Raw genomic sequence first — 16,052 nt, 5'->3', positions numbered from 1 at the left:
GCATTCTCTTGTGGTACCTTAAAATTTCACTCTGTTCTTACTTATAAAAAAACCGGTACACCGGCTGTCTTCCGACAGTGGTGTACCGGTGTATTGAAGCTATACCAGATTATAACTTGGTAAAGACTGGAATTACCGCACCAGCAATACTGTTAATATAACGATTGCCGTCATCATCCCATGTCATCAGCAAACCACCAAAGCGACTTTCCGGATCACCCAACAGAGCCATCAAACGTTGTACTTCCCACAACGCGTCTTTGGCTTCCATCTTAACTTCACGGGTTTCTCCAGGTTCAATCCCTCTGTCGTCATCCATTGTCAAACCAGTAGCTACCAGTTCTTTTGGATAATCAGGATCCAGATGTTTCTGACCCAATGGATTTACAAAACGAACACCCGCCGTCGTAAACTCTCCGATGTTAACCGCTGAGTCTCCGTTGTTGGTGATTTCCATCGTCACGCGTAATGCACGTCCAGGAACGTCATAGTTAGCATGCGTTACCTTGATCGCTACCGGATTCGGTGCAATCGGCATTGGTTCTACCTTGGATTCACCCGCTTGGATCGGTATGGTATAAGGGTGTACGCTTTCAGTATAACGATAGCCTCCCCATACCAGCGCGCAGGTCAGTATCGCTATCGCCATACCAAATTTCCTGTCTGTCGGTGATGTCAGTAGTTCGTCACCATACGCCAGCAATACACGACTGCGCGGCAAAAACATCGGTTTCGCTACAAAATAACCAATCCAGAATACCCCTAAGCCTGTCCATAAAACGTGCCAGAATATACCATTGCTGAAGTTAAACGTCTCCAGATCAATCGTTTTTCCTGTCAATGTGGTTACAGGGTTGGTAAAGTCATCCCAGCTACCTGAAATGTTCATCCACGCCGCTGGTCCTGCAATAGGGCCCGCATCTTTTACGTTCACCATTGCATGCATGTGATGACGGCCTGGAATACGCGCTTTCAGTTTAACTTCAAACTCATAGTCACGACCAATGATCAATGGCCCTGATATGAATGTCGGTTCGCCATTCAGCTTGGTGCTCAAACGTACAAACACCGGACTTGGGCTACCTACGTTAAAGAATGCACGATCAGGCTTACCTACCGCACGTGGCCAATCTTCTGCCAGGTGAAATTTCCCTGTCATGGTTGCAATGTCATTTACTTTGGTGACTTTAGGTTGCCATTTCAGGTCATACCATTGAATACTACGCATACGCAGAAACGGTTCTTGTGAACGTTCACCGTGTGCCGCCGCTGTATTAACATCTACCGTCAGCGTCAGCGCCAGTGAGGCCGCCCCTATCGCCGCTCCATACAGGCCTAATACGCCCAGTTTAAAAATGCTTTTTATATTCATTATTTAATCCCCTGTGCAAAGCCTTTTTCACCAAATGCCGTTACGTCGTGCTTCATCGATATACGTCCTCTTTCTCCTTTAACATAGTAGAAAGCGGTACAGTATAGTTTGCCAAAGTACCACCATACGCAGAACATCAGCATAGATACAAAGGCTGAGAAAAACGCAGCAATCACCGTGGTGTGACCACCAAAGGTACGCAGCGATCCTTGCTCAATCAGGCGAACATATTCCGGTGTACCTGTACGTACATACAGAAAACCTGTGTAGTCGGCTACTGACAGTAATACACCTTCTACAACCAGCGGCAAGTGGGTTGGACCAAAAATAGGCCAGTTGCCCGGATAGAAAAATAAACCCCAGAATCCACCGCCTAACAGTGCGGTTACCAGCCAGTTACCCGTCAATAATAAAATCGTATCCAGCATCAGTGCACCAGGAATCATGGTCGATGGCAGTACAAAATTGATCGGATAATGCGACCACCAGTAAAAACCCCAGTAACGGGTCAGCCATTCACCTACTAACAGGCATACAATACAAAGTGTCGCGCCAAATGGCAGGCGATAGTTTACCCACAGGTAATACATCAGCGCCGCACAGTACATGACACCTACAATCGGTGTTACTACAGGCCACCATTGACGATCTTTCCAGTCAAGCCAGAAATCCCAGTCCCCTGCCAGTAGCATGAAGTGCATGTGATACGTTCCTACCAGAAGAATACAGAGAATTGGAAAATAAACCGCATCTATATATCTGGACATCTTGACCGCTTCCGGCGGCATCTTCGCTGCCGCTATAATTTCGTCTGTTCTACTCACTAGACCCTCCCTTCATTTCATGTGATATTAAATATGAAAACATGACGATACGCTTCCCTTACTTCTCTTTATCGTCAGCCTATAGGCTTGTTCCCATTAGTACAAAAACTTAGTCGAGATATTCCTTACCTCCCTCGTCCTTTTCCTGGCAGAGGAAGGTAAGTTCCATCCAAATTAAGGAACGATACGATTGTTCAGAATTTCTCTGTTTGCGTTGTTCCAGGTTACATCGGTCAGGTTAGAGTAACGGGTGATAATCTGTGCCGCTATACCACCTGAGAATAATCCCGCCCAGCCCAGAATCACAAAGCCCCAGTGCAACGGCGCGCTAAACAGCTCTTCCATGAACCAGAATGCATGTCCCCATTCGTTCAACCCTACGTTCGGCAGAATCATCAATGGGCCTGCAATCGCCATTACCAACGGGAAAGATGTACCGCGGCTATACAATGGCAGACGTGTCATCGCGTACAGGTATGCCGCTACTCCGCATACAATGTACATCGGGAATGAGCCATAAAACACCACTACGTGACTCGGTGTAAAGCTCGTGTCTCGTATAATCACCTGGTGCCAGCTGGCATCTTGTTCGGTAAAGAAGCTGCCGCCCCAGTAAACACCAAACAAATATACACCCAGCCACATCATCCAGTAAAAATAACGTTTGATTTCAAGCTTGGTGTCCAGATTGTCCAGTTGTTCCTTGGTATCGCGGGTCTTCAGTATCCAGCCCCAGGTTACCAACGCAAACAATGGCATCAGTGTCATGTGGACGCGCCACAGTCCCATCCATACCTTGTCAAATTCCGGCTCCATCGAGTCCATGCCATGTGAATACGCAAATGTCCTTTGGTACCAGATCCAAAATATCGCTACCAAAAGCATCGTTAACATGCCTATCTTGTAATATTTCGAGTCGTACCACAGCGACATGTCATAGTTGGCGCTCGCAGCGCCGCTAGTTGTGCCATAGGTTGTTGCCATGTTTCTACCTCCTAACTGTTAATCAAAACTACTTCTCGTTCTTCTCTAATACTACTACTCTTATACTTCTTACTTACTTAATACTAATTAATTAGTACTCCTAAATTCGGTAGCCAAAACCTTCATATAACTTATAGTATTCTACCCCGCTTTTAGCTACACCTCTCAGGCTAGTCGACCTTGGGGTTCAAAGTCAAGTCATTTGTCATAAAATTACCTTCCTCTTCAAAAGGATTTTTACTAACGTCTTCCTTAATTTCATTTTTATACAAATACTAATGACTATAATTCAATGTGAACAATGATATTTTTCAATCTTTATACTAAATCAAAGGCGGTGCATTATGCAATATGATTTCGTATCATGCTAAACAAATCATCTGCAGTAAATGGTTTTGTCAAGTAACTGTCAGATCCTGCTATTCTACCTCGAGCTTTATCAAATAGACCATCTTTACTGGATAACATAATTACAGGAATCGACTGATAGATTGGATTTTTTTTAATCAGCATACATGCTTGATAACCATCTAGTCGTGGCATCGTGATGTCAATAAAAATAATATCCGGGTGGTTATTTACAATTTTTGACATTGCTTCAAAGCCATTCTCTGCTAGAATAATCTCGCATCCAAATGGTTTTAAGAAAATTTCAGCGCTTCTCCGAATCGTGCTACTGTCATCAACAATCATAACCTTAATACCTTTCAAAGCACCGGCACTATCCATAAAAACTCCTTATGCCTACCAGGCAAACCTCATTAATCCGGGTATGCATTATTGGTCATATTTTCTATTAAGCTTATGCTACTCGGAAGTAAATTATCACCGTTCATGGTTTTTTCAATCAGGAAAGCTTATTTCCTCCAAAAAGCAGGCACAAAAATAGCTAGCACTGTGAAAAATTCTAATCTACCCAGAAGCATAGCAAAACTACATATCCATATTTGAAGATCCGTCAGCAGCGCATAAGTCGTTGCTGGGCCAATACCCCCAAGACCTGGACCGAGATTATTAATACAGGCTACTGCTGCTGAAAAAGATGTAACAGCATCCAATCCACTTAATGTTAGCGCCAGTGCCATTAATAAAATGCTTGCAGAGTACACGAATAAAAACACCAGCACCGAAAAGATGACTCGGTTAGCCAATACACTTCGTCCTACCTTAGCTGGAATAACTGCATTAGGATGCATGAGCGTAACAATTTCGCGATATACTTGCTGATATAGAATGCGTACCCGGATCATTTTCATGCCACCGCCAGTAGAACCTGAGGAACTGCAAAAGGCAGATAAAAATAACATCCATAATGGAGCAAACATCGGCCACAAACTATAATCGGTATTACTATAACCAGTAGTCGTTGCAACAGAAACTATATTAAAAGTAGCATAACGTAAAGCAATCAGCGGCTCGGTGTAGACGTTATTGAACCAGAGATAAAATGCTAACCCAAAACAGCTGAAAAAAATAATTACCACACACCAGCCCACCTCGGAATCATAGCGATAAGGAATTAAATTTTTTCCCCGCCACGCCAAAAAGTGTGTCGCAAAATTTATCCCGGCAATCAACATGAAGATAATTGCGACTGACTCTATAAGAGGCGAATCCCAATAACCATAACTAGCATCATGTGAGGAAAAACCACCCAAACCTAAAGTCGTAAAAGCATGCATAACAGCATCGAACCACTCCATGCCGGCCCATTTGTAGGTAATAGCACACATCACGGTCAAACCTGCGTAAATTGACCATAGCCCTTTAGCTGTCTCTGCAATACGCGGAGTTAGTTTATTCTCCTTCATGGGCCCTGGTATTTCAGCATTCAGCAACTGGCGACCTCCCACCCCCAATAGTGGCAAAATTGCAACTGCTAAAACGATTAAGCCCATTCCTCCGAGCCAAACAATCTCACCGCGCCATATATTAATTGACGGAGGCAGCTTATCCAATCCCGATAACACTGTACCGCCAGTAGCTGTTAATCCGGAAACCGCCTCAAAATAGGCCATACTGAGATTAAGCTCAGGCAAATAAAATAACAATGGCAGCATAGCAAAAGCCGGCAGTACCGACCAAACCAACACAACCAGCAAGAAGCCATCTTTTATTTGCAGCTCACGATGATAGCGGCGCGTCGCTAACCACATGACCAAACCACTACTGAAAGTAATTACAATAGATTCTTCAAAAACTGGCTGCGCACCGTCGTCGCCCCATAATGCTACTCCAAGCGGAATAAACATGGTCAGTCCGAACACCAATATCATCTTACCCAGCACATTTACAACAGTAAACAGTCGATTCATGTGATTTTGGGCTACAAAAAACCAACATTAACCTGAAACAGTCTTTCTACTTCCCGAATCATTTTTCTATTGATCACAAACAAAATGACATGATCCTCTGATTCGATAATCGTGTCATGATGCGCAATGATAACCTTGATCGCACTATTTTCATGAGCTACCTGACTTTGCTCCAAACTCGGATTTTCACCGAACCACTCTTCCAATTTGGGTAATCCACGGACGATAGCACCTATTGTCGCGCCTTTGGGCAACTTAATCTCATCTATCCTGCGTCCAACCACGTTGGACGATTTCGCATCACCATGCGCTACCAATTCCAATGCTTCCGCTGCGCCGCGACGCAAGCTATGGACTGCGGCAACATCACCATGCCGGACATAAGCCAATAATGAGCCAATCGTAACTTGCGCAGGCGAAATAGCGATATCTATCCCGCTACTTTGCACCAAATCTACATATGCGCTTCGATTAATCAGCGCAATGACTTTATGAGCCCCCATACGTTTTGCCAATAATGCTGACATGATATTATTTTCATCATCATTCGTCAGCGCGCAGAACATATCCATCTCAGCTATATTTTCATCTTCAAGCAAGGTTTCATCCGTCACATCACCATGCAATATCAACGCATCACTTAATTCACTCGCCAAACGCTCGCAAGCCTGATGATTACGTTCAATTATCTTGACCCGATAATCTTTTTCCAGTGTTGCCCCGAGCCTTCTGCCAATTCTTCCACCACCCGCAATCATTACATGCTTGACCGGATTATCCATTTTCCGCAATTCTCGCATTACAATCCGAATATCTTTAGTAGCGGCAATAAAAAATACTTCGTCTTCAGCTTCAATCACGGTATCCCCCTCGGGAATAATCGGCCGATCTCTACGAAAAATAGCCGCAACGCGTGAATCTACATTAGGGACATGCTTACGTAATTCCTGTAATTGTTGCCCGACCAGAGATCCGCCCTTTAAGGCGCGCACGGCAACCAGACTTACTTTTCCAGATGCGAAATCAAGTACTTGCAGAGCCTCAGGAAATTCAATCAGTTTTTCAATATACTCGGTCAGAATCTGCTCTGGACTAATGGCAAAATCAACGCAGAAATTCTTGGCTGAGAAGATTTCCGGATACGCCGAATATTCAGTCGATCGAATCCGCGCAATTTTAGTGGGCGTATTAAATAAGGTAGCTGCCAGCTTACACGCAACCAGATTGGTCTCATCGTGCTCGGTTACCGCCAGCACCATATCTGCATCATGCGCACCAGCATTGACTAAAACGGAAGGATGCGAGGCATTACCAACCACGGTGCGTAAATCCAAACGATCCTGCAATAGTGTCAAACGCAATGGATCAATGTCGACCATGGTGATGTCATTAGCTTCACTTACCAAACTTTCAGCAACTGTTGACCCAACCTGGCCGGCACCCAGAATAATAATTTTCAATAGTTTTCCCTATTCCTTCCGATTTGCGCGCACCCAATCGCGCCACTGTATAAATAGCCCAGGATCCAATGCCGCTATTACAGATCGATGCCACAGCGAACCCGCCCAATAATCATCGTCGTCAAAACCGCACATACTGCCACCCGCTTCTTTAAGAATCAGTGATCCAGCCGCATAGTCCCAAGGTTTCTGCCCGCCATGCAAATACAAATCAAAATAACCCGCAGCGGTATAACACCACTCCAGCGCACATGCACCGTAGTTTCTCTGTGATGCGAACGGTGGATAGGCAGCCACTTTGGCTGCAAATCTTCGGTCGAGTCGTTTCAAATCAATGTTTGCCATAGCGCTTGATAATGTCGGAACATATCGCTTGAGGGGTAACGCGATCCCATTTAAAAAAGCACCACCGTCTTGAGTTGCATAAAACATCTCATCGGTTGCCGGATTATAAATCACGCCCAAAACACCTTTTCCTTGCTCCATGAAAGCCACAGAAATCGCAAAATAAGGCAACCCATTGAAAAAATTGGAAGTGCCATCAATCGGATCTATGCTCCACAATCCTGTATTTCCCTTAATCCATTGTGCCTCTTGCTCCTGTTTGGTCATTTCTTCACCCATGGCAGCAGCGGGACGAATTTTTTGCAATTTATCTAGTAAAGCATTTTGTGCCGCAACATCCGCCTCGGTAAAAAAACTGCCATCCGCCTTAAGCTGCCTGTCTACCTTCAGATAACGCGGCATGATGACTTGCTGGGCAACCTCCTTGACAGCTGCAATAACATCCTCTAGCACTATGACTCCGAACGCCACTTGATCGAGCAACCAATGCTGGGAATCTGCTCTTCCGGCCCATGACCGGTTTTTGCAACCTGCACCATGGCTTGAAACAAATCGCGGCGAACATCTGCAGGTGCCGCTTCTTTGCGCGATGCATCCAAACGTCCACGATATTGCAACTCCAGCTGATTATTGAAACCGAAAAAATCGGGAGTGCATACTGCCCCATATTGCTTAGCTATTTCCTGGGTTTCATCCCAGACATAAGGAAAAGGATAATTCAGCTGTTTCGCAATTAGAGCCATATTCTCAAAAGAATCCTCCGGATAGTCCGCGGGATCATTCGACATGATCGCGATAGCATTTACACCATGGCGTTTCAATTCATCGACATCGCGAATAATCCGATCTTGCACCGCCTTGACATACGGACAATGATTGCAAATAAACATCACTAGCAGTCCGTTTTCACCTTTTACAGACGCCAGGTTATAATGCCTGCCATCGACACCCGGCAAATCAAAATCAATGGCTTTCCAGCCAAAATCGCAAACCGGTGTTTCCAAACTTGCCATATACATCTCCTCCACTTGAGAATGTTGCAGAAATTTATTTTTTCAGCTTGCTGCCTTTAAAATCTACTCACTGGGCAAACAATGCCAAACTCATAACGTGTTATATTAACATGAGTCCATTTATTGAATTTGTCACTTGCTCTGTCACTTTCCTGACACCAGTTCATCATGCATGCACGCTTTTATCATCCTGAAGAGATCACTCTAGGAAAAATCATCGAATTATCAGCTGAAAACAAGCATCATGCAACAAGGGTGCTACGGCTGAAGAATGGTAATCCAATTACTATATTTAATGGGCTTGGTGGAGAATTTTCTGCACATATTGAAGCAATCAGCAAATCCAGCACCACGGTGTTGATCGATGCCTATCACAATACCGATCGGGAATCGCCGCTATCTATCGAGCTCGCTCAAGCCATCTGTATCAACGAAAAAATGGACTGGATCATACAAAAATCAATAGAACTAGGCATAACTCGTATTCAACCGGTTTTAACTGCTCGCAGTATCGTGCATTTGTCCGATGAACGCTCTTCTAAACGTCTCCAACACTGGAAAAAAATTATCATCTCCGCCTGCGAACAATGTGGCAGAAACTATTTACCGCAAATCCTCCCATTAATTCCGCTAGCGGAATGGTTGAGCCAGAAGAAAACGCCTCATCGCGCGAATGATGTGCATCTCATGCTGTCCACCAAAGCCACGAACGATTTAAAAAGCATGTCTAAACCACCTGGTGATGCCAATATTGCACTTGTAATTGGACCTGAAGGCGGGTTTACAGCGGAAGAAGAAACAGCTATTTTATATTCCGGTTTCATCCCTCTACGGCTAGGAAAACGCATATTGCGTACTGAAAGCGCGGCTTTAGCGACGATTGCAGCCATGCAGGCGCTCTGGGGAGATTATTGACAATGACTATCAACAATAAAATGAATGCCATGACTGAGTTTGTTTCCTGGTTTCGCTCGGTCGCTCCCTACATTCATGCATTTCGTGACAAAGTTTTCATTCTCGGCTTTGGTGGTGAAATAATCACCGATGCAAAATTTGTGCACTTCATTCACGACATTAGCTTGCTTGCCAGTCTTGGTGTCAGACTGGTTTTAGTGCATGGTGCACGTCCTCAAATTCAGTTACGCCTGAATGAATCACAATTGGAAACCCAAACCGTCACGGGTATGCGCGTAACTGATCCTGCATCATTGCAATGCGTCAAAGAAGCCGTAGGACGTGTGCATCATGAAATTGCTGCGTTGCTGTCAATGGGATTACCCAATTCACCGATGGCCAATGCGGCTATTCGTGTCACCAGCGGGAATTTTGTCACTGCATGTCCGCATGGGATCATACAAGGCGTTGATTTGATGCACACGGGGAAGGTACGTAAGATCAATGCACAAGCAATTCATTCGCGTCTAGAGCAAGGTGATGTAGTGCTGATTTCACCTTTGGGTTACTCACCAACTGGCGAGATATTCAATTTGACAATGGAGAATGTAGCCACTGAGGTGGCAATCGCACTGCATGCCGAGAAGCTGATTTTTTTACTTGATACCGCGGATTACGATTCATCCGATACTGACAAATCGGAATTACTGCCTCGCGAACTCACGGTTGCGGAAAGCAATTTATTATTAAGAAATAAAACTCCGGAACCAACACCGTTATTAGCGGATACGATTCGTCCCTGGCTGCAATCGGCTACCAAAGCCTGTGAAATGGGTGTGACACGCACCCATTTGATCAGCCGTCATAACGATGGTGCCATCTTGCAAGAGCTTTTCACCCATCATGGCATCGGTACGATGATCTCGCAAGAAACGCTGCAAACGCTCAGAAAAGCCAAAATTGAAGATGTCGGCGGCATTCTGCAACTGATTGAACCACTGGAAGCCGAAGGTATTCTGGTCAGGCGTAGCCGTGAATTATTGGAAATTGAAATCGACCGCTTTACAGTGCTAGAGCATGACGGCAGTATGCTGGGCTGCGCAGCTCTGTATCCCTTCTCCGAAGAACACGCTGGCGAACTTGCCTGTCTGGCAATTCATCCGAATTATCGCGACCGGGGATATGGAAGCCATCTGCTTAAACATATCGAAAAAGAAACCATGTCTCAAAATATTTATACCCTATTTGTACTCACCACACATGCAGCGCACTGGTTTATTGAACACGGCTTTAACGAAGCCACAACTGCTGAATTACCACCAGCCAAACAGAATTTATATAACTATCAGCGTCGCTCGAAGGTTCTAATCAAACACCTGTAGCCTTATCGTGCAAAATATGTGCAGACGGTTTACGCGACGGAATCTCTCACAGCGACAGTTTTTTCCTTTTGAATATCTTTTTTGATTAATGTGGAGCATTAAATGACAAGAATGGTTAAATGCATCAAACTAGGCCGAGAAGCCGAAGGCCTGGATTTTCAGACCTACCCCGGAGAATTAGGTAAGCGTATCTTTGAGAATGTTTCCAAGGAAGCATGGCGTCAATGGATCGAACACCAAACTATGCTAGTTAACGAAAACCGTTTGAATCTTTCAGACGCAAAAGCACGCAAATATTTAGCAGAACAACTGGAAGCACACTTCTTTGGTTCAGGTGCGGAACAACCAGCTGGCTATATTCCTTCAAAAAATTAATCATGAATTCTGACGGAGCATTCATGAATTCTGACGAAGCATTCAAATTTCAGTTATTCATATTACAATCATAAATACAGCCATAATCCAAAAAACCAATAAATGATTAAGTTAATAAAAATAATAACTTATTTTTGCACTGTATTTTCCTTCGGAAGCATTCAAACATTAAACGCCGAGATCGCATTTGAAGATCAAACTAAATCGGCTGGTCTCACAACTACGCTTCGAGCCGGTTACGGTTCAGCGTGGGGCGATTTCAATGGAGACGGTTGGCTTGATATCTGGGTTGGCAACCATACAAATCGACCTCAATTGTATATAAATAACGGCAATGGTACTTTCATCGAGAGGCTGAGTGAGTTTTGGGAAGGAGATTCTTTCCGCGATGCTCATGGCGGTGCCTGGGCTGATTTTGACAATGATGGTGATCAGGATTTGATTGAACTGTACGGAAACCGGGGAGGCAAAGCCGCCGACGATAAGGCATTTTATGTTAACCATACGAACAAGCTAATCGATGAAGCCATAGTGCGTGGATTAAATGATAGTTTTGGACGTGGCAGGACACCACTGTGGCTGGATTGGAATAATGATGGTCTGCTGGATCTCTATATGGTCAATAAAAAACGCCCGCTTGACGACCTCGGACCCAGCCGATTAATGTTGCAGGAAAAAGACGGGACTTTTAATGCCGCGCCTGAAATGACGAAACAAACTATCGGAGAATTCGCTCAATTGGCTTACTTCGATTCTGCCGTACACCTGCTGACATCCGGTTGGGTATTTTATCCCCAGGACCTATACCGGCTAGGTGACACCACACCTTTACCTATACTCGAGGAACCTCGCTATAAATTCAAATACTTACAGGATACTGCGGTTGCAGACTTTGATGGAAACCTGGAAGATAATCTGTTGGTTTTGCATACTCCAACGGTAAGCTCATGGATACTGGACCCCAAAACCCGCCGGCAGGTTACTGTCGATGCACATGGAATATCGTCAATAGAAAAAGGAAGTCTGAATTTCTGGCTGCAAGGACCAACCAGATTGGCTATCCGAGTTTATGGCGCGTTTGATCCTTGGACTCCGAGCATGATACACGTCGGTGAGTCCGGCAGTAACTTAGCGGAGCTTGTTTCCGAGGTTGTCCGGGGTCAGCTTCGGTATTTCATCAAATTAAAGTTGGATGCCACCAACCCTGAGATGAGCGGTATCGTAAACTTGGGGCTGCAAACGCTCCCCGGCATTTATGTCGGTTGGGTGCCGCATATCGGACAATGGCGGGTTGAGATTCGCGGGGCGGATGCTTTTCGAGCAAAATTTGGAGCAATCGATGCTGAATTTGAGAAAGTAGTTTCAGATGGGCGTGAATTTTGGACTAAAGATCTTAGCAGCAAGCTGGTAATGCTATCCCGGCACGAAGGTGAATTTATTGTTGATGAAAATTTTGGCTATGAACTGACAGATTCGTGTCGCTCGGTGGCTGTTGGGGATTTCGACAATGACATGGATCTCGATGTTTACCTTACATGCGCTAATGGTCTGCGCAATCGACACAATGTCTTACTCGAGAATATTGACGGAACATTTGTGCTTGTGCCCGATGCAGGCGGAGCAAGCACCAGAAATATTGGCAAGGGTGGAAAGGTCAGCGTGGCCGATTATGACAATGATGGCTATCTCGACCTGCTAGTTACCGACGGAGGGGAACTTGAATATCCATTTAATTACGGACGCCAATTTCTCTTGCGCAACAAGGGCGGAAGCAACCATTGGTTGAAGATTGATCTTATTGGCTGCCAATCCAATCGCGATGGTATCGGTGCACGAGTTGTAGTCACGGCTGGCGGCAAACAACAAGCTCGTCTGCATGCGGGAGGAATACGCAATGGCGTTCAAGACGATCGCCGACTTCATTTTGGCCTGGCAAATAATTTAATTGCCGAAGCGGTGACTGTCGAATGGCCTTCCGGGGTTCATACAAGCCTTACAGATCTCGCTGCTGACAAGATTCACTTAATTCGGGAAGACCCAGGATGTGCACGTTTGTAATATAACGATTACATACCGTGTACAGGGAGTCATTCCTAGCTGCACACAGGTAAGTTCATCTATAAATCATTTTACTATCATCATTTCCGCCAGGAATGCCGCAATATCCGTGTGTCTCCCAGCCGAAATGATGAATAGAGTATCCTGTAGTAAGTGATGGGAAAACTATAAACACGCTTCAATCCACCAATTCTCACCCCATCTTCGTCCCAAAAACCGGGAATCAAATAATATATTGAAATTTAATCGCCGTAACTTATCTGTATTAACTCCACCTTTTGTAGCGACTGCCTCGATAGCAATTGACAAACATTTTTCAGAATCTATTAAATAGATACAATACGGGTAATTCGCGAAATATTCTCGCCTTACAATCATTATCCAAACATGTCGACTAACGTTCTAGATTCATCTCAATTACGTATTACTATCAATCCGGATTCACTGGGATTTTCCGATACATCGGAATTATTGCAGCGCCCGTTATCCTGGATTGGCCAGGAAAGGGCGGAAGTAGCTGCACGCTTTGGTTTAGGTATGATGCAGCCGGATTATCATTTGTTTGTCCTAGGAGAAGCGGGATCAGGACGCACTACCCTACTGCATCAAGCTATGACTAATACAGCAGCCGCGAGGCCTCCGTCACCGGATTTGTGCTATTTGTACGATTTCATTTCCCCAGAGAAGCCTTTGGCCTTGTACTTACCAGCCGGGCAAGGACGAATGTTGCGTCAGTCACTGTTACAATTTGCGAAATCGCTACCGACTGAAATAAACCAATGTTTAAATGGGCAAGATTTCAAGCTTAACAGTAATCACATTGAAAAAAACTTTAAAATCGCAGCTGATCAGGCTTACATCGAACTGGATAAGTTTGCCGAATCTCTGCATTTCACTATACATCGGGAAAACGAGCAGATTGTTTTTACCTTGTTGAATGAAAAAAATGAAATTCTTACGGCAGAAAATTTATTGAAGTTGCCCAAGATACGCAAGGTTGAAATAGAGCAAGCCGAGCAGGCATTGCGTGAAGCGATCGAACAGTATTTTGGCGAATTCAAACGCATAGAGAAAGAAAGGGACCATGCATTGACTTTACTGCAAAGGCGTCTTGTTCAACCTATGCTGAATCTTGCATTGGAGAACATCTGGAAAGGATTGCAGCAAGAATTAAAGCACAATGACCAGTTGAAGACTTTTTTTTCGCAGATAGAACTGGATATTCTCGATAATTTGATAGCGTTTCAGACAAATAATCTCGAGGAAGAAAAGCAGCAGACGGAATTAAATCGAATTTTCTCCCGTTATCAGATCAATCTGGTGGTGGACAACGCGGATGTACAAGGCGCACCGGTTTTTATCGAGGATAATCCTTCCATATCTTCATTGTTCGGTAGCATCGATTATCAATTCGAAAATAGCAAGCTGAAGACCGATTTCCTGCGCATTCGCGCCGGTAGCTTGCTAAAAGCGCATGGTGGGTTTCTTATGCTGCACCTGGATGATTTATTAACCGATGATTCTTTATGGATAAAACTGCGGCGATTTTTGCGCAGCAAGCGGTTGCAAATCGAAGAGCCCGGTTCATTATTGACTTCCAGTGCACCTATGTCTCTGGAACCCGAAGCGGTCGAAGTAAACGTCAAAATTATTTTGATCGGATCGCAAAGCGCATATTATGATTTGCAGGAAATCGATCCAGAATTCATGCGGCATTTCCGGATTAAAGTTGATTTCGCTGCAAGCTTTATCGCCAGCACGAAAACTTATCAAGCATCAGCGGTACTTGTGGCAAATGCCTGCGCTGCGGCACAACTGCCGCATTTCACAGCGACTGCGGTTGCGCGCTTGCTGGAAGAATCGCATCGGGAGGTGGAGGATCAAAAACGGCAGAGCGCTATCTTCGCCAACACCGAAATGCTGTTGCTGGAAAGTGCCGCATTTTGCAATTCACGTAACGGTCACAGGGTGGAAGTGGCAGACATTTCAGCAGCGTTGCAGGCACGTTTAATACGCCATAATTATCCTGACTTGCGTCTGCAAGAAACTATTCTTGAGGGTGAAATCGCTATAGCAGTGCATGGAATAGAAGTAGGTCAACTTAATGCACTGACGCAGATTGATTTGGGCGATCACAGTTTTGGCACCCCTGTGCGTATTACCGCGCGCGCATTCGCGGGAGAGGATGGGGTGGTCAATATTGCCCGGGAAGTAGATATGTCTGGTCCAATTCATGATAAAGGCATGTTGATACTGCAAAACTATCTGACCGGATTGTTTGCCCATATTGCGCCACTCGCACTAAGCGCATCGATTGTATTTGAGCAGGAATATACCAACATCGAAGGAGACTCTGCGTCTTGCGCGGAATTCTACGCACTGTTGTCGTCGTTATCAGGGGTGCCGTTAAAACAAAGTATTGCGGTAACAGGTGCTTTGAATCAATACGGTGAAATCTTGCCGGTAGGAGGCATTAATGACAAGATTGAGGGTTATTTCAGACTGTGCGAGAAAGTAGGTTTAACCGGTGAGCAAGGCGTATTGATTCCTTATCAGAACCGGTCGCATTTAATGTTGAATCACTCAGTTATTGAAGCCGTCAGGCAGGGTTTATTTGCAATTTATACGATGCAGCATGTTATCGAGGGATTGGCGTTGTTAACCGGACTTCCCACAGGGATTAGCACAGATAGTCCACCAAATGATTATTCTTCCGATACAGTTTTAGGTTACGCACAAAAAACACTGCTTACCTTCCGTCGTGCTTGTCAATTGTTACAACATCCTAGAAACGAACATCGACGATTACCGACACGATCGGGTAAATGATAGTAAGCAATCCAATTCTTCTATTCAATATATCTTTATCTCATCAATCTTAAAATTAACCAAGTATAGGTAATGATATACGACACTACAAAAAGAGAATTGCACACCTAGTTTGGTTCAAACTGATAAATCTTCAGGAAAAGCGTGGAAGTACTGGAAGAAAGTTCGCCTATGCTTTTATAGTATAGGCGAACTCGTGAA

The 16,052-nt window shown here is 44.7% G+C and carries 13 protein-coding genes; 5 read left to right on the top strand and 8 right to left on the bottom strand.

Annotation, left to right across the window (positions count from 1 at the left end):
• Window positions 1-109: 109 nt before the first annotated feature.
• From ATY38_RS07265 to ATY38_RS07230, 8 genes are all read right to left on the bottom strand, one after another.
• Complete coding sequence (locus tag ATY38_RS07265; RefSeq protein WP_062557704.1) at window positions 110-1,372, bottom strand: methane monooxygenase/ammonia monooxygenase subunit B; 1,263 nt, start codon at window positions 1,370-1,372, stop codon at window positions 110-112.
• On the bottom strand, window positions 1,372-2,196 hold the full coding sequence (locus tag ATY38_RS07260; RefSeq protein WP_062557705.1) for a methane monooxygenase/ammonia monooxygenase subunit A: 825 nt from the start codon (window positions 2,194-2,196) through the stop codon (window positions 1,372-1,374). The genes ATY38_RS07265 and ATY38_RS07260 overlap by 1 nt, the downstream gene beginning before the upstream one ends.
• 174 nt (window positions 2,197-2,370) lie before the next feature.
• A complete protein-coding gene (locus ATY38_RS07255; RefSeq protein WP_062558566.1) occupies window positions 2,371-3,180 on the bottom strand; it encodes a methane monooxygenase/ammonia monooxygenase subunit C in 810 nt (269 codons plus the stop codon).
• Between the two features lie 342 nt (window positions 3,181-3,522).
• Window positions 3,523-3,909, bottom strand: a complete 387-nt coding sequence (locus ATY38_RS07250) for a response regulator (RefSeq protein WP_062558721.1) — start codon at window positions 3,907-3,909, stop codon at window positions 3,523-3,525.
• 128 nt (window positions 3,910-4,037) lie between these two features.
• The gene (locus ATY38_RS07245) at window positions 4,038-5,495 is read right to left on the bottom strand and encodes a TrkH family potassium uptake protein (RefSeq protein ID WP_062558720.1); all 1,458 of its coding nucleotides are present in this window, start codon (window positions 5,493-5,495) and stop codon (window positions 4,038-4,040) included.
• Between the two features lie 11 nt (window positions 5,496-5,506).
• Window positions 5,507-6,955 (bottom strand): Trk system potassium transporter TrkA, encoded by a 1,449-nt coding sequence (trkA, locus tag ATY38_RS07240; RefSeq protein WP_062558719.1) that lies wholly within the window; start codon window positions 6,953-6,955, stop codon window positions 5,507-5,509.
• 9 nt (window positions 6,956-6,964) lie between these two features.
• Window positions 6,965-7,753, bottom strand: coding sequence for an inositol monophosphatase family protein (locus ATY38_RS07235; protein WP_062558718.1), 789 nt, complete (start codon window positions 7,751-7,753; stop codon window positions 6,965-6,967).
• Complete coding sequence (locus ATY38_RS07230; protein ID WP_062558717.1) at window positions 7,753-8,313, bottom strand: thioredoxin family protein; 561 nt, start codon at window positions 8,311-8,313, stop codon at window positions 7,753-7,755. Before ATY38_RS07230 ends, ATY38_RS07235 begins: the two co-directional genes overlap by 1 nt.
• Window positions 8,314-8,481: 168 nt before the next feature.
• On the opposite strand from ATY38_RS07230, the gene ATY38_RS07225 reads away from it, so the two are divergent.
• The 5 genes from ATY38_RS07225 (at window position 8,482) to ATY38_RS07205 (ending at window position 15,851) form a co-directional block, all read left to right on the top strand.
• On the top strand, window positions 8,482-9,228 hold the full coding sequence (locus ATY38_RS07225) for a 16S rRNA (uracil(1498)-N(3))-methyltransferase (RefSeq protein WP_062558716.1): 747 nt from the start codon (window positions 8,482-8,484) through the stop codon (window positions 9,226-9,228).
• Between the two features lie 2 nt (window positions 9,229-9,230).
• A complete protein-coding gene (gene argA / locus ATY38_RS07220; protein WP_082633011.1) occupies window positions 9,231-10,589 on the top strand; it encodes an amino-acid N-acetyltransferase in 1,359 nt (452 codons plus the stop codon).
• Window positions 10,590-10,691: 102 nt separating this feature from the next.
• Window positions 10,692-10,964, top strand: a complete 273-nt coding sequence (locus tag ATY38_RS07215; RefSeq protein WP_013648382.1) for an oxidative damage protection protein — start codon at window positions 10,692-10,694, stop codon at window positions 10,962-10,964.
• A gap of 102 nt (window positions 10,965-11,066) precedes the next feature.
• On the top strand, window positions 11,067-13,022 hold the full coding sequence (locus ATY38_RS07210) for a CRTAC1 family protein (protein WP_062558715.1): 1,956 nt from the start codon (window positions 11,067-11,069) through the stop codon (window positions 13,020-13,022).
• A gap of 387 nt (window positions 13,023-13,409) precedes the next feature.
• Window positions 13,410-15,851 (top strand): Lon protease family protein, encoded by a 2,442-nt coding sequence (locus ATY38_RS07205; RefSeq protein WP_062558714.1) that lies wholly within the window; start codon window positions 13,410-13,412, stop codon window positions 15,849-15,851.
• Window positions 15,852-16,052 lie beyond the last annotated feature (201 nt).

Source organism: Nitrosomonas ureae (assembly GCF_001455205.1).
GTDB classification, from domain to species: Bacteria; Pseudomonadota; Gammaproteobacteria; order Burkholderiales; family Nitrosomonadaceae; genus Nitrosomonas; species Nitrosomonas ureae.
Note: the sequence above shows the minus strand (reverse complement) of the source record. Positions and strands in the feature narration are given on the sequence as shown.

What these genes read in the sequence shown, in the direction of transcription:
- ATY38_RS07230 (WP_062558717.1), bottom strand. Translation starts at nt 8,313, where the DNA reads ATGGCAAGTTTGGAAACACCGGTTTGCGATTTTGGCTGGAAAGCCATT.
- ATY38_RS07245 (WP_062558720.1), bottom strand. Translation starts at nt 5,495, where the DNA reads ATGAATCGACTGTTTACTGTTGTAAATGTGCTGGGTAAGATGATATTG.
- ATY38_RS07210 (WP_062558715.1), top strand. Translation starts at nt 11,067, where the DNA reads ATGATTAAGTTAATAAAAATAATAACTTATTTTTGCACTGTATTTTCC.
- ATY38_RS07225 (WP_062558716.1), top strand. Translation starts at nt 8,482, where the DNA reads ATGCATGCACGCTTTTATCATCCTGAAGAGATCACTCTAGGAAAAATC.
- ATY38_RS07250 (WP_062558721.1), bottom strand. Translation starts at nt 3,909, where the DNA reads ATGGATAGTGCCGGTGCTTTGAAAGGTATTAAGGTTATGATTGTTGAT.
- ATY38_RS07215 (WP_013648382.1), top strand. Translation starts at nt 10,692, where the DNA reads ATGACAAGAATGGTTAAATGCATCAAACTAGGCCGAGAAGCCGAAGGC.
- argA (WP_082633011.1), top strand. Translation starts at nt 9,231, where the DNA reads ATGACTATCAACAATAAAATGAATGCCATGACTGAGTTTGTTTCCTGG.
- ATY38_RS07265 (WP_062557704.1), bottom strand. Translation starts at nt 1,372, where the DNA reads ATGAATATAAAAAGCATTTTTAAACTGGGCGTATTAGGCCTGTATGGA.
- ATY38_RS07255 (WP_062558566.1), bottom strand. Translation starts at nt 3,180, where the DNA reads ATGGCAACAACCTATGGCACAACTAGCGGCGCTGCGAGCGCCAACTAT.
- ATY38_RS07205 (WP_062558714.1), top strand. Translation starts at nt 13,410, where the DNA reads ATGTCGACTAACGTTCTAGATTCATCTCAATTACGTATTACTATCAAT.